Source organism: Bradyrhizobium ottawaense (genome assembly GCF_900099825.1).
Classification (GTDB): domain Bacteria; phylum Pseudomonadota; class Alphaproteobacteria; order Rhizobiales; family Xanthobacteraceae; genus Bradyrhizobium; species Bradyrhizobium ottawaense_A.
This window is the reverse complement of the sequence record NZ_LT629693.1, coordinates 8,160,590-8,175,515: the sequence shown is the minus strand read 5'-3', so window position 1 is coordinate 8,175,515 and position 14,926 is coordinate 8,160,590. Positions and strand designations below refer to the sequence as shown.

Sequence of the window (14,926 nt, the reverse complement as noted above, 5' to 3'; positions counted from 1 at the left end):
ATCGTTCCGGCAGACAATACGTGCGCGACACTTCCCATTCTCCATTCTTAAGCGCACGATGCGCTTCGGTCCATGCCCTCAGAGGAGGTAGCTATGGAACATCAATTTTTCATTCGCCAGCAAAACCTTAAGCTCTATCGCAGTCTCGTGGCTGCATCGGAGGCGGCGGCAGCGAAAGCTCGCGCGCGGCAGGAGAAGCTTTTAAAGCTACTGGCGGAGGAAGTAGCGAACGAACCGCTGCCCAGAAAGAACTAAGGCGCTTGATGTCGGCGTGAGTGGCTTAACCCGTCAAAAACAATTAGGAGCGGCTACGGCGAAAGATCCATCTCTAGTGGCGGCCTTGGTTTGCGGTCTTTCTGGACTTCGGCAATTCGCGGCATTGCCGAACATACAGGAGTTGAAAAAGTCGAAAATTGAACGACCAGGAAAATCTCGCGAAAGGCGTTGCTCTTCTATCGAGGAGGGCAGTGATTAGATAGGGAGGGGGCAACCCAAGGAGTTGCCATGAAAAAGCCTCTGACGATACCGGACGAGCCGCAACCCCGCAACATCACACGCGCTGACCTTGTGATGACCGAGGGCTTTGGCTTGGAAGTCGATGGCCGGATGAAGACGGTATTTCCAACACTTGAAGCGGCGCAGAAAAGGGCGAGGGATCTCAAAGCCGAGTTTCCGATGCTCCAAGTCAAGGTGTACGACGCTGCGGAAAAGAAGTTGCTGGAATTGTCGCCGACTGAATGATGCTATGAGACCATAAAAATTGACCAGATTATCCGACCAGCGGAAGCGAACGTCGTCGGCTTTTAGCCTGCGCAACGGTGAGACGAGGCCGCGGCGATGACTGACAAGCATCCAAACGCCGTAGCGACATAATGCGATCCTCTCATTAGGTCGCCTCATTTGGCGGCCTCATTTCATTTCCAGCTAATCGCGCCATGTCGCCTATTGGCACTTTTCGAACCTGAGGCGATGTCCGACTTGAGTGTGCGCCGTGGAAAGGCGGCGCTTTCCAGTGGGTGTAAGTCCCACCCGGCAACCGCTCCAGCCGGAAGCAACCGGAGCAGTCATGGAGGTAACAAAGTGGCTGAAGCCTTCGGTATGCGTGTCACGAATTGGTGACAGCGCGAGTGTGCAGGCCGTAACGCGAGTAAACGCCGAGCAAACCTCGAAAAGGACGATGCGCAGGCCGACCCGACCACTCTTTCGGGGAAGGCTGATACGGTTGGGTGCAAGAGCGAATTAATACTCCCAGCCGCTGCGCCGGGGTAGTGGCGACGGCATGTACACAAGGAAAGCGTACGCAACACGGGAAGCCCCATGGCGTGGCCAGCGATGACCAACCGAACGCCCGCGAGGGACAGGTCGGGCGCCTTGGGGTGGCGGAGAGGTTCGCAGTACCGCTGAAGCCGGGTAACGCCGGTGGAGGGAAGGGACCTCAGTTCAAGACAGACGCAACAAGTAGTGAGGGATTTGGAGATTGGGTAACCTATCAACTCCGAAAACTGTTCAGAAACTGCAGAAGGCGTTGCACGCGAAAGCGAAGGCAGAAGCCGGCTATCGGTTCTATGCCCTGTACGACAAGATCAGCCGCGAGGACATTCTGGCCCATGCCTATGCCCAGTGCCGCTCCAACAAGGGCGCACCGGGTGTGGACGGTCAAGACTTTGCGGATATCGATGCGTATGGCGTAGGGCGATGGCTTGGCGAACTGGCGCTTGCGCTCCGGGAGGAAAGCTACCGACCGGATCCTATCAGAAGAGTGTTCATCCCGAAGGCCAACGGCAAGCTCAGGCCGCTGGGCATCTCGACCGTGCGGGATCGGGTCTGCATGACGGCAGCGATGCTGGTGCTGGAACCGATCTTCGAAGCCGACCTTCCACCCGAACAGTACGCGTACCGTCCTGGGCGAAATGCCCAGCAGGCGGTAATTGAGGTGGACCGGCTGCTGTTCCGAGGCCATCCGGAAGTCGTTGACGCCGACCTCGCGGACTACTTCGGGAGCATCCCCCATGCCGAACTACTAAAGTCGGTAGCGCGCCGGATTGTTGATCGGCGCGTGCTGCATCTGATCAAGATGTGGCTGGAATGCCCCGTAGAAGAAACCGATGATCGAGGAAGGAAGACACGCACGACCGAAGCCCGGGACAACCGGCGAGGCATCCCGCAAGGGTCACCCATCTCCCCACTACTGGCGAATATTTACATGCGCCGGTTTGTGCTGGGATGGAATATGCTCGGGTTGGAGCAAAGCCTCGGCTCTCGTATCGTGACCTACGCCGACGATCTCGTGATCCTGTGTCGGAGAGGCAAAGCCGAAGAAGCCTTGCAGCAACTGCGCAAGATCATGAGCAAGCTGAAGCTCACGGTCAACGAGGAGAAGACACGAATCTGCAGGGTTCCGGAAGGTGAGTTCGACTTCTTGGGCTACACGTTCGGACGGATGTTCTCAGAGAGAACCGGCCAGGCGCGCCTGGGATACCGGCCATCGAAGAAAAGCATCAAGCGCATGGTTGAGAAAATCCACGCACTGACAGACCGAACGGGGACATGGCAAGAAACCACAAAGCTGGTGGGCAAGGTGAACCGCACGCTGCGCGGATGGTCGAACTACTTCCAAGTAGGCACTGTCAGCAAGGCGTATCGGGCACTCGATAGCTACACCGCGATGCGGTTGCGCCGGTGGTTGCGCATCAAGCACAAGGTCAGGCGACGCAAGGGCGGGACCTATCCACTCCCGCATCTCTACGGGCACTTCGGGCTCGTACGGCTGAGCATGCTTGGGCACGACGTGCCGTGGGTGAAGGCGTGACGTTTTGTCCGAGAGCCGGATGCGGGAAATCCGCCTGTCCGGTTCGATGAGCGGAGTGTGAAAACGGGGCCATGGTCGAACCAGTAAGGCACCGCCAAACGAAAGGGGCGGAAACAGATATGTTCGAACCTAAAACTACCGCGTCACACTTCGACTCTACCTGCAGTACGCCGGATAGCCGACATGAATTGAGTTCGCTCACCAACCTCGATTTGTGAGTACACGCCCTAGCTGGAGCGGCCCGATTTCCACGCCGCGTACCAACCGGTGAACCGGCCGCTGTCGCGCATCCCACCGTGCCACGCCGCAAACACCGCGCCGTCGTTGGCGACCAGCAGCACCACGTCGAGTCCCTTGGAGCGGCGCAGCGTGTCGGTCGCCTGTTGCGGCGTCTGGGCGATCGGGCCCGCGACATTGAAGGAGGTGTTGACGGACAATTCCACGCCGATATGGCGGCCGAGCGCCTTCAGGTAGGCGTAGGTGAGGGGATCGTCGTCTTCGCGCACGATCTGGATGCGGCCGGTGCCGTCGGCATGAATCACCGCCGGAATCTTGTCGCGCGCATGCGGCTTCGACTGCGCCGTCAGCACCATGTAATTGTAGGCGTTGTAGTCGGCGTCCGACGCGCCCGGCAGCAATTCGAAATATTGCTGTGCCGCTTCCAATGTCGCCATCGGCGCCAGCGGCCGGATCGCCTCGCGGTATTTGACGCGCTCGTTGAGCCGCTCGCGCACCTCGGCGTCGCAGGGATTGGCGAGGATCGAGCGGTGGCCGAGCGCGCGCGGGCCGGTTTCGGCGGCGCCCTGATAGAGCGCGATCACGCCGCCCTGCGCGACCATGAATGCCATCAGATCGGCGATCTCATCGCGGCCTTGCGGCGTGGCGACGTCGCCGATGCGCTCAGAAGCAATGTCATCGGCGGCGAGCGCGCTGGCGATGTCGTCGGACGACGGCGGCAAACCGCAATGGAATGCATGCGTCATCGGCGCGCCGCGCGGGGCGCCTGCCAAATGCGCGAACAGCCAGGCGGCGCCGATGGTAACGCCGGGATCGCCGGGCACCGGCGGCACCCAGAGATGCAGACGCGCCTCGCGTTGCTGCGTTTTGGCGAACCATGCTTCGTCGAAATGCTCGAGCAGCCGCATATTGCCGATCGCGTTCAGCGCCACGCCGCCGGTCAGCACCAGACGGCTGGCGCCGGTGACGCGCAACAGATGGTCCGTGACATGGATCATCGCATCCTCGAACACCAGTTGCGTCGCGGCTGCCTTGTCGAGGCGATCCCTGGTATCGGGACGGTGGTGGATATCCTCGACGCGTAGCACCGCGTCGGGATTCCAGAGCTGATCGGGCCGGAGCGGTTCGCCGAGGATATCAGACAAAGCTGGCTTGTAGGGGTGATCGAACGGGTCGCAATACCAGTTGGCCATCGCCCGGTTGATGCGGATTTCGCCCGCATCGCCGAACTGCAGGACGTCGCGGAGCCGCGCATAATACGGATTGCTGGCGCGGCTCATGTCGCCCCAGGCGGCGGCGCCCATGTAACGCCCCTCGCTGGAAAGCCAGGTCCAGCCGCCCTGCGTCGACGAGATCACGCTGTAGAACGCGCCGAGGGAATCGAACATGCTGTCGTTGCAATAGAGTTTTCGCATCGCGCCGTTCTCGACGACGTAGAGCGAGATCGAGCCCTGGTCGCCGGTGCCGTCGAGCACCGCAATCGCAACCGGTTCGCCGTCATCGGCGAACGGCGAGGCGGCATAGGAAAACCACGCGTGGTTGTCGTGGTGCGGCAGGCAGATCAGCGGCACGCGCTCGGAGAGACCAAGCTGACGCGCCAGAATTTTCGGCGTCCGGGTCATCTGCTCGAGGCGGCGGCTCTCGAAGCCGGCGGCCTCCGTGGTGCGGAGCAGTTTCAGGCTCTGCGGCAGTTCCTCGAGCACCGAGCGCGCCAGCGTGCCTGCCAGCGTCGGATAATCCCAACTGGTCAGCCAGGCGTCGATGTCGCCGATGTCGCGGCCGATGCCACGCAAGGCTGATACCATCGCGTCGATCGATGCCCGCGGATATTCTGTCGTGTGCTTGTTGCCGGAAAACCGCTCTTCCTCGTTGTTGACGATCAAACGAGGGCCGCGCGCCTGAGTCACTTCGACCAGTGCCACGCCGGAATTATGCGTGCCGGGGGCGCCGAGGCCCGCGAGATAGACGGTTTCGCCGCGCTTGAGTTTTTCGCGGACGGCGGCAATGCGCGCATCGGCAAATGCCGAGCCGAGTTGATGGAAGCCCGCCGCCCCCATCGTCTTCGCCGCCAGCCAGCGCGTGGCGCGGAATCCCGCGGCGGCGAGCCTTGGATGTCGCGGACCAATTCGTGTGTTCAGTTCCAACCGCGGGCCTTGCAATCAAAAGGACGTAACGTCGCGATCCCAGATCAATCACAATTCACGTCAGGCAACAATGCTGTTTCATTGGGCGGAATAACCACATGCTTGCCAGCGGGCGTGCTACTTGCGACACTTGGATCAAATAAAACATGCGGGAGAAGACGATGCCGGTTCGCTCAAGAAATCTGTTGGCCCTGACGGCGTTCGCCGTCGCCGCTGTGGTCGCGACCTCAGCCAGCGCGCAGAAGAAATACGATGCCGGCGCCACCGATACCGAGATCAAGATCGGCAATATCATGCCCTATAGCGGTCCGGCGTCGTCGTATGGCGTGATCGGCAAGACCGAAGCCGCCTTCTTCAAGATGATCAACGACAAGGGCGGGATCAACGGCCGCAAGATCGATTTCATCTCCTACGACGACGGGTACAGCCCGCCGAAGGCGATCGAGCAGGCGCGCAAGCTGGTCGAGAGCGACGAGGTGCTTTTGATTTTCCAGCCGCTCGGCACGCCGTCGAATTCGGCGATCATGAAGTACATGAACGCCAAGAAGGTGCCGCAGCTGTTCGTGGCCTCGGGCGGCACCAAGTTCGGCGATCCCAAGAACTTCCCCTGGACCATGGGTTTTCAGCCCAATTACCAGAGCGAGGGACGGATCTACGCGCAATACATTCGGGATAAATTCCCCAACAGCAAGATTGCAGTGCTCTGGCAGAACGACGACGCCGGCAAGGACCAGTTCAAGGGCCTCAAGGATGGGCTCGGCGACAAGGCCAACATGATCATTGCGGACAAATCCTATGAGGTGAGCGATCCCTCAATCGATTCGCAGATCGTGGCACTGCACGATTCCGGCGCCGATATCTTCTTCTCCTGGGCTGCACCCAAGGGATCGGCACAGGCGATTCGCAAGGTCGGCGAACTCAACTGGAAGCCGAAGTTCTTCCTCGCCAACACCGCGACCTCCGTGGCGTCGGTGCTGAAGCCGGCCGGGCTCGAATATTCCAAGGGGATCATTTCGACGGCCTATCTGAAGGACCCGACCGACCCGACCTGGGACAAGGACCCGGCCGTGGTGAACTGGCGCGCGTTCATGGACAAGTATTATCCCGATGGCGACAAGGCCAATGCCAACAACCTCTATGGCTATGTCCAGGCGGAAGCGATGATGCAGGTCCTCAAGCAGTGCGGCGACAACCTGACGCGCGAGAACGTCATGAAGCAGGCGGCCAGCCTGAAGAATTTCCACTCGGAGCTGATGCTGCCGGGCATCATGGTCAACACGTCAGCCGACGATTACTTCCCGATCGAGCAGATGCAGTTGATGAAATTCAACGGCGAGGCCTGGGAGCTGTTCGGCGACGTCATCACCGGTGAAGTCGGGCACGAAGCGACCCGCTAGAGCGTTTTCCAGCGAAGTGGAAACCGGTTCGCGTCACGAAAACGCGTCAAATCAAGAATCTAGAGTCCCGTTCCGATTCTACGGAACGGGACTCTAGAGCGGGATGCGATCAGGTAGGGGGCGCGACGCGGGCCTTTTTTCGCGTGCTATTCTACTTTGCATGGGGTTGTTTTCGCGATTTTGTGTCAGGCCCCGAACCCGTCATGCTTTGGGCGGTACGTTTCAGCCCGCGCTGAGCCGCACACCGGCGCGCAAGAACTTCTGCGGATCGACTGCGTCGCCGTCGATCCGGGTTTCGTAATGCAGATGCGGCCCGGTGGAACGGCCGGTCGAACCGACCGCGCCGATCACCTGTCCGATCTTGATGATATCGCCGACCTTGACGCTGATTTCCGACAGATGGCCATAGCGGGTCGAGAGCCCGTTGCCGTGGTCGATCTCGACCATCCGGCCGTAGCCGCCGGCCCACCCCGATGACGCGACCTTGCCGTTCGCGGTGGCGCGCACGGGATCGCCCATTTGCGCGCGGAAATCGAGGCCGGTGTGCATGGCGGGGCGGCCGAGGAAGGGATCGCTGCGGACGCCGAAGCCGGAGGTGAACTCGACCTCGCCGATGACAGGCTTGCGATACGGCACCAGCGCCAGCGTCCGGTTGAGACGGTCGACCTGGGCGCGGGTGGTGTTGATGCGATAGAGCTGGCGTTCGAACGGGCCGGCGTCGGCCGGCAGTTTCACCGGCACGAACGGGCCGCCGACGGCGGAGCGCGGTGTCGCGCCTTCCAGTTGCGCCATGTCGAGGCCGAGATCGGTGAACACGCCGCGCATCCGGCGAACGCGTGATTCCATGCCGTCCTCGACTGCGCTCAGCGCGGCCATCTGACGCCGCTCGACCGAATCGAGCGAGGTCTGCAGGCGGTCGAGGACGTTGTCGACGCCCTGGACCTTGGCGAACTGATTCGGCTGCGCCTTGGCGGTGACCGGCGCGCGCGATTCGAGGCGGGCTTCGCGATCCGGCGGCGCCACGAAGATCACGGTGTCGCTGATCGGGGAGGGCTTTGGCGTGCCGGAGGCGGGCTGATCTGCCGCGCCGGTACGGGCCTGCGGCCGGATCGAGCCGGTCGCCGCCGTATCCGGTATCGCACCGAGCGCAGTGGCACGGGATTCCAGCGCGGTCTGGCGTCGCATGATCTGATCGAGCTTCTGGTCGAACTGCTCCTGATCCAGCAGTTGCCGGCTCGTGGTGCGATCGACCTTGGACCGCAGTTCGGCGATGCGGTCTTCATAGGCGTATTGCATCTCGGCCTGGCGGGCGATCAGCCGGGTCAGGACGTCGTCGCGAAACGCGAAATAGGTGGCGGTTGCGGCCGACCACATGCCGAGCACGACGATGGTGCCGACGACGATCCAGAACACCACCGGCCCGAACCGGACCTGCTTGCCGGCGTGGACGATGGCATAGCCATTGCCCGCTGCCGCGGCTTGCGCGACGGCCGCTTGCGGCGCCCGGCGGGGCGGGAACCGGTTCTGATCATGGTGCTGGTGGTCGGAATGATGACCGGAACGGTACGACATCGGCACTCCCGCGCCGATCGGAGATGAATTCCGGACGGCCTAATTTGCGCTGCCGATTTGACCCCCTCATGGTTAATATTTGGGAAATGGAGCCTCGCACGCGCGGCGCTAGCCCGTCAGTTCGCGGGCGGCGGCGAGTACCTCATCGGCGTGGCCATCGACGCGGACATTGCGCCAGATCCTGGCGATCCGGCCGTTGGCCCCGATCAGAACCGTGGTCCGGATGATCCCCATGAAGCTCCTGCCATACATGGATTTTTCGCCCCAGGCGCCATAGGCCTCCAGCATCTCATGGCGCTCATCCGAAATCAGGGGGATGGCGAGCTCATGCTTGTTCCGGAACGACTCCTGGGCCTTCACGGTGTCGGCCGAGATGCCGAGCACGGCGGTTCCGGCTTCCGCGAAGTCGCTCCTGAGGCGCGTGAAGTCGATCGCCTCCCGGGTACAGCCCGGGGTGTCGGCGCGGGGGTAGAAAAACAACACGAGCTTCTGTCCGGCATAGTCGGTCAGCGCGACACTGTCGCCGCCGTCACGGGGTAGCCGGAAGCCCGGAGCCTTGCCGCCTTCAATCGCGACCGCCGCCGGTTCCGGCTTTGGGGTGGCCGGCTTTTGAATGGCGGACGGGTTGGATTTTAACGGTTTCGAGGCGGCCTTATGCGATTCTTTGGCTGCGGCCGTTTTGTCTTTGGTTGCGGCCATTTTGGCGGGTTTGGGGGATTTTTTGGCGACGGGCTTGCTGGCCTTGGCCTTTACCTTGGCTTTGGGCGTTTTGGCCGGGGCTTTGGCGGTGGTGCGGACAGGCTTCGCCGCGGCGGGCTTTCTGGCGGATGTCTTGCTCGATTGCGGGAGGGATTTCTTGGAGGATTTCTTGCGCGTTTTCTTGGACATACGCCTTCCTTTCGTCGCTTTCCGCGGCTCAATCATTGGGATATTGCGGGTCTCGTCCCGGGCCGTCGGATTCGCTCCGGCTGCTGGGCAAGTTTGATGACCTCGGAGTATGGTTACAAGAAATTCGACGCAACACCCGTCCGCTTGGTGAAGCGGAATCCCAATGAGTCCTTGGGCCCGATCACGAGTAACAGTATTAATCGAGGATTGGCAGCGATGCCGGCACAGGAGCGCTCGATACCAATCGATGGGCGCGCCCTTGACGGCGATCAACCTCAGCGCCGGCACCGAGAGGCAATGGCTAGGAATATTTCGCCCCAAGGAACTTCTGGAGGGTCGAATCCGCGTGCTGAGGCTCAAATCTCGCAATGGGATGATGAGACCGGCTGGGATCCGGAGAACGACGAGGCGGCGGGGCACCGCGCGCGGCGGTTGCTGTCCCGTTCCAATTCCAGATTTCACCGGATCGGCGACAGTTTCACGACCATCAATCGGTGGGTTTCGGGCGGGCGCTGGGTCAAGCGCATCGCCGTCGTCCTTGCGGTGCTGGCGATTATCTTCGCAAGTTGTTTCGGCGGGCTGTGGTGGCGGCTCGGCGCCGGGCCGATCAATCTCGACATGGCAACGCCATGGCTTGCGGCTGCGATCGAAGACAATATCGGCAACGGCAATACGGTCGAGGTCGGCGGTACCCAGATCGAGCGCGCCGGCCGGATCCGGATCGCGGTGCGAATTCGCGACATCGTGGTGCGCGACCGTGACCGCGCCATCGTCGCTACGGCGCCGAAGGCCGAGGTGAAACTGTCCGGCACCGCGCTGCTGATGGGACGGCTTCGCGCCGAGAGCCTCAACCTGGTGGATGCCGAACTGGCGGTACGCATTACGCCTGATGGCCAGGTGTCGGTGTCGGCCGGCGACACCGCCAAGCCGCTCGCTACCGGCGTTGCCTCGAAGCGCGATGCCGGCATCGCCCCCACATTCCCCCGCCAGGGCGCGGCACCCGCCGCCGGCGCAGCGCCGCCCGATAACGCGCCGAACGGATTGTTGGCCGGTCTCGACTGGCTCGACAGCCTGAGCCTGACCGGTCTCGACGGACAGAACCTCAACGAGATCGGTCTGAAGAACGGCAATCTGGTCGTTGACGACCAGCAGCGCGGCAACAAATGGACATTCGAGAACATCAGTCTCAGCATGCGCCGTCCGAGCGGCGGCGGGGTGGCGCTGAGCCTTGGCGAGGAGGGCGCCCGCCCGTGGTCGCTTCGGGTCCTGATCGGTCCGCAGCAGAATGGCGTTCGATCGGTCGATCTTCGCGCCGACAAGGTGCCGGCCGCCAACATCCTGCTGGCGATGCGGGTCAAGGACCTGACCTACAGCGCCGACCTGCCGCTCTCCGGCGACCTCAAGGGTGAACTCGGCCGCGACGGACTGCCGACCTATTTCCGCGGCAAGATCCTCGCCGGCGCAGGCCACATCATCGATAGCGACACGCCCGATTATCCGATGGCGATCGATTCGGCCGAGATGAACGTCGAATGGGATTCCGGCCGGCGCGTGCTGGTGGCGCCGTTCAAGATCGTGTCCGGCGCGAACCGGGTCACGCTGCTCGCCCATCTCGAACCGCCGAACGGCAATATCACGGACTGGCAGGCGGGCCTCAGCGGCGGCACCATCGTGCTGGCCGGCAATGACAACGAGCCGCCGCTGATCTTCAACCGCATCGCGATCGGCATGCGGTTCGACACCGACAAGAAGCGTGTGCTGCTGACCCAGGCCGATATCAGCAATGGCGAGATCGGCATCGCCGGCACCGGCAGTATCGACTATTCCGCAGAAGCGCGCCTTCAGCTCGGCTTTGCGGGAACGCCGATGTCGGCATCGGCGCTGAAGCGGATCTGGCCGATCCTGATCGTGCCCGAAGTGCGCGAATGGGTGATCGAGCGGATCGAGCGCGGCATGCTCCAGCGCATCGAGGTCGGCGTCAATTCACCGGTGCGCAACCTGTCGCGCAAGGGCCCGCCGATTCCGGATGACGGCCTGTCCGTCAACATCGTCGCCACTGGCGTCACCGTGCATCCGGTGGACAAAATGCCGTCGGTTCGCGATGCCGATCTGAAGGCGCGGGTGACCGGGCGAACCGCCACGGTGACGATCGGGCAGGGCGTCGCCGATACACCCGGCGGGCGCAAGATCAATATTTCGGATTTCACCTTCGAGGTGCCGGACATGGCGCCGAAGCCGGTGGCCTCGCGGGTCAAGTTCAGGGTCGATTGTCCGGTGCCGGCCGCCGCCGAGATTCTCGCCTCCGATCGCATCAGCGACGTTTCCGGCACCCTGATCGATCCGAACAACAGCAAGGGGACGGTGGCCGCCACGTTCTCGCTGGCGATGCCGGTCATCGGCGCGCTGACCAAGGCCGACACCGTCTACAACGTCACGGCCGACCTCGGCGGATTTGCCGCCGACAAGCTGGTGATGAACCAGAAGCTGGAAGCCACCACGCTGAAGATTGTCGCCAACAACGCCGGCTATCAGGTCAAGGGCGACGTCAAGATCAACGGTCAGGCGGCGCAGCTCGATTATCGCAAGGCCACCGACGGCGATGCCGATATCAAGCTGGCGGCGACGCTCGACGACGCCAGCCGTGCGCGCCTCGGGCTCGACCTTGGACCCGCGGTCTCCGGCGCCATCCCGATCAAGCTGATCGGCAAGATCGGCGATCGCGACAGCAAGGTCGGCATCGAGGCCGATCTGACGTCGTTGAAGCTCGACAACATCCTGCCGGGCTGGGTCAAGGTACCCGGCAAGTCCGGCAAGGCGACCTTCACGGTGGTCAAGAAGGAGCAGTCGACCCTGTTCCAGGACATTGTCGTCGACGGCGGCGGCGTCTCGATCAAGGGATCGCTGGAAGTCGATCAGAACGGCGACCTCCTGAACGCGACCTTCCCGACCTATGCGCCGTCGGAAGGCGACAAGACGTCGCTGAAGGCCGAGCGCGGCGCCGACGGCGTCGTCAAGGTCACGATGCGCGGCGACGTGTTCGACGGCCGCGGCTTCCTCAAATCGGCGATCTCCGGCAAGGAGGCCGATGCCAAGAGCAAGCTCAAGAACATCGACTTTGATGTCGATCTCAAGCTCGGCGCGGTCGCGGGTTTCAACGGCGAGGCCTTGCGCAGCGTCGATGGCAAGTTCTCCCGGCGCAACGGCATCATCAAGGCCTTTGCGATCTCCGGCAAGGTCGGGCGCGATACGCCGCTGACGGCGGATTTGCGCGGTCGCGCGCAGGGACAGGGGCAGGGTCGCGACGTGATTGTCCTGCAAACCAATGATGCCGGCGCGTTCTTCCGCTTCAACGACTTCTATTCCAAGATCGTCGGCGGCCAGCTCACGCTGGCGATGGAGCCGCCGACGCCGGAAGCCAATGCCAAAGAGGGCCTGATCAACGTTCGCGATTTCTCCATCAAGGGAGAGGCTTCGCTCGATCGCGTGGCTGCGGGCGGAGCGCCCGCCGGCCAGGGCAGCGTAGCCTTCTCGGCATTGCGTGCCGAGTTCACCCGGCAGAGCGGTCAGCTCACCATCCGCGACGGTGTCGTCAAAGGTCCGGCTATCGGTGCCACCATCGAAGGCAGCATCGACAGCGTCACCAATCAGGTTCGTATGAGCGGCACCTTCGTGCCGATGTACGGGTTGAACAACATGTTCGGCCAGATTCCGGTGCTTGGACTTTTCCTCGGCGGCGGCAGCAATGAAGGCCTGATCGGCGTGACCTATGAAGTCGTCGGCACGCCGGCCCAGCCGGTGCTGCGCGTCAACCCGATCTCGGCAATGGCGCCCGGCGTGCTGCGCAAGATCTTCGAGTTCAACACCGGCAAGCAGAACAACGCGATCGAGTTCCCGCCGAATAACTAATCTCGTCGTCATTCTCGCGCACGCGGGCTGTCCAGCATCCTCGCACCATCAACGTCATTGCTGTGCGAGCGAAGCGACTTGTCCGCCGAAGCTCAGCGCGACGGCTTGCCCCCCGCCGTGGCGACGAAAATCAGATATTCCGCTGCTGGCCGGCTCACCATTGTCAAGCGGGATCAGGCCGCGCGCACGCCGGCCAGGAAAACGTTGACCTCGCCGGATAGTTGTTCGGCCTGCTTGGAGAGGTCCGACGCCGCTGTCAGCAACAGGCCGGCCGCGCCGCCGGTCTCATTTGCGGCGGCGCTGACGCCCCCGATATTGCTGGTGACTTCCTTGGTCGCCTCTGCCGTCTGCGTGACGTTGCGCGCGATCTCGGCGGTCGCGGCGCCCTGTTCCTCGATCGCGGAGCCGATCGATGTCGCGATCGTGGAGACTTCCTCGATGGTGGCGGTGATGCCCTGAATGGCCTCGACGGCTTCCCTGGTCGCAGCCTGGATCTGCGCGATGCGGGTGCCGATTTCCTTGGTGGCGTCGGCGGTCTGGCTGGCGAGGCTCTTGACCTCGACCGCCACCACGGCAAAGCCGCGGCCAGCTTCGCCGGCGCGCGCGGCCTCGATGGTCGCGTTGAGCGCCAGCAGGTTGGTCTGGCTGGCGATGCTCGAGATCAGTTCGGCGACGTGCTCGATTTGCTCGGCGCCCTCCGCCAAAGCCCGCACGGTAACGTCGGTGCGGCGGGCGGTTTCGACGGCGCGGCCGGTGATCGCGGCGGATTGTGCCATCTGACGGCTGATTTCGGTGATCGACGACGAGAGCTCTTCGGCGGCGGCTGCCACCGTCTGGACCCGTGTAGAGGCCTCGCTGGCGGCCGAGCCGACCAGCGCGGCGCGCTGGTTGGTGCGCTCGGCGGTGCCGGTCATGGATTTGGCGGTGGTTTCCAGTTCGCTCGATCCCGATGCCATCCGTCCGACCAGCTGGCCGACGGAAGCGTCAAACCGGTCGGCGAGCGCCATGATCGCCTGGCGCTTCTCGTTCTCGGACCGTTGTTTCGAGGCGACTTGTTCGGCTTCCAGCGAACGCGCGGTGATGGCGGTCTGGCGCAAGACTTCCAGCGTTTCGGCCATGCGCCCGATCTCGTCGCCGCGTCCGGTCTCCTCGACGGGTTGGTCGAGATGGCCCTCGGCAATACGCTGCATCCGGGATTTCTGGCGATCGAGCGCGCCGAGAATGTCCCGGGCGATCAGCCACGACAGCAATCCCATCAGCACCAGCAGGCCGGCACCGATCGTACCGAGCCGCATCAGCAGCGCGCTGACGTCGGCATCGACGTCGTCGACATACAGACCGTAGCTCATGACGACGTTCCATGGCGCAAAGCTGCGGACATAGACCATCTTGCGAACCGCCTCGGTCTGTCCGGGGCGCGGATAGAGATAGGACGTCTTGCCTCCCTCCGGGCTCTGACGGGCGGCGGCGACCTGGGCATCGGCGATCACGATGCCGTTGGAATCTTTTGCACCAGTGATCTTGCCTTCGAGTTGCGGGTTGGCGCCGTTCAGCAGGATCGTGGTGTCGGCGAGGTAGACAACCGGATAGCCCTGGCCCTTGTTGAAGGACATCTTCCGGCCGCGCTGGCGAAACTGCGCTTGCGCTTCCGCCTGCGTCATCTTGCCCGCCGTGACTTCGTCCTGCAGCGATTGCGCCATGCCCAGCAGCAAGTCGACCGCCGCGCGCATCTGCGTCACCCGGTCGTCGAGCATCCGGTTCCTGCTGAGCGAAGCCGATACCGCAATCACCGTGCAGGTGGTCACCGCAGCCAGCAAAACCATGCTGGCGAGTTTGGTGCGGATCTTCAATCGGCTGAGCATGGGCGACCTCTGGGATGAAAGCTCTTTCCCAAGGGCGATATCATGAAGGCGCTTATCAATCGTGAACGCGCGTTAAAGCGTTCGTTGGCGCGTCGAGGATGCGTAGTTCTA

9 protein-coding genes are annotated in these 14,926 nt (G+C 62.8%); 5 read left to right on the top strand and 4 right to left on the bottom strand.

Annotation, left to right across the window (positions count from 1 at the left end):
• The first annotated feature begins 93 nt into the window (after positions 1–93).
• From BLR13_RS38655 to ltrA, 3 genes are all read left to right on the top strand, one after another.
• The gene (locus BLR13_RS38655; RefSeq protein ID WP_157793765.1) at positions 94–255 is read left to right on the top strand and encodes a hypothetical protein; all 162 of its coding nucleotides are present in this window, start codon (positions 94–96) and stop codon (positions 253–255) included.
• A gap of 249 nt (positions 256–504) precedes the next feature.
• Positions 505–741 (top strand): hypothetical protein, encoded by a 237-nt coding sequence (locus tag BLR13_RS38650; RefSeq protein ID WP_074829064.1) that lies wholly within the window; start codon positions 505–507, stop codon positions 739–741.
• A 736-nt stretch (positions 742–1,477) separates the two neighbouring features.
• Entirely contained in the window at positions 1,478–2,809 is a 1,332-nt protein-coding gene (gene ltrA / locus BLR13_RS38645) for a group II intron reverse transcriptase/maturase (protein ID WP_143039567.1), read from the top strand.
• A 227-nt stretch (positions 2,810–3,036) separates the two neighbouring features.
• Here the strand turns inward: ltrA and BLR13_RS38640 are convergent, their stop codons facing one another.
• A complete protein-coding gene (locus BLR13_RS38640; protein ID WP_244525031.1) occupies positions 3,037–5,190 on the bottom strand; it encodes a carbamoyltransferase C-terminal domain-containing protein in 2,154 nt (717 codons plus the stop codon).
• Positions 5,191–5,351: 161 nt separating this feature from the next.
• Between BLR13_RS38640 and BLR13_RS38635 the strand changes: the two genes are divergently transcribed.
• Complete coding sequence (locus BLR13_RS38635; protein WP_074832217.1) at positions 5,352–6,587, top strand: ABC transporter substrate-binding protein; 1,236 nt, start codon at positions 5,352–5,354, stop codon at positions 6,585–6,587.
• A gap of 222 nt (positions 6,588–6,809) precedes the next feature.
• Here BLR13_RS38635 and BLR13_RS38630 read toward each other — a convergent pair whose 3' ends face one another.
• Positions 6,810–8,159, bottom strand: coding sequence for a M23 family metallopeptidase (locus BLR13_RS38630; protein ID WP_083387661.1), 1,350 nt, complete (start codon positions 8,157–8,159; stop codon positions 6,810–6,812).
• A gap of 108 nt (positions 8,160–8,267) precedes the next feature.
• The gene (locus tag BLR13_RS38625; protein ID WP_074829074.1) at positions 8,268–9,047 is read right to left on the bottom strand and encodes a peroxiredoxin; all 780 of its coding nucleotides are present in this window, start codon (positions 9,045–9,047) and stop codon (positions 8,268–8,270) included.
• 216 nt (positions 9,048–9,263) lie between these two features.
• Here BLR13_RS38625 and BLR13_RS38620 point away from each other — a divergent pair, with 216 nt between their 5' ends.
• Positions 9,264–12,953: a DUF3971 domain-containing protein gene (locus BLR13_RS38620; RefSeq protein WP_074829077.1), complete on the top strand. Its 3,690-nt coding sequence runs from the start codon at positions 9,264–9,266 to the stop codon at positions 12,951–12,953.
• 173 nt (positions 12,954–13,126) lie between these two features.
• On the opposite strand, the gene BLR13_RS38615 is transcribed toward BLR13_RS38620, so the two are convergent.
• Positions 13,127–14,815 (bottom strand): methyl-accepting chemotaxis protein, encoded by a 1,689-nt coding sequence (locus tag BLR13_RS38615; protein WP_074829078.1) that lies wholly within the window; start codon positions 14,813–14,815, stop codon positions 13,127–13,129.
• Positions 14,816–14,926 lie beyond the last annotated feature (111 nt).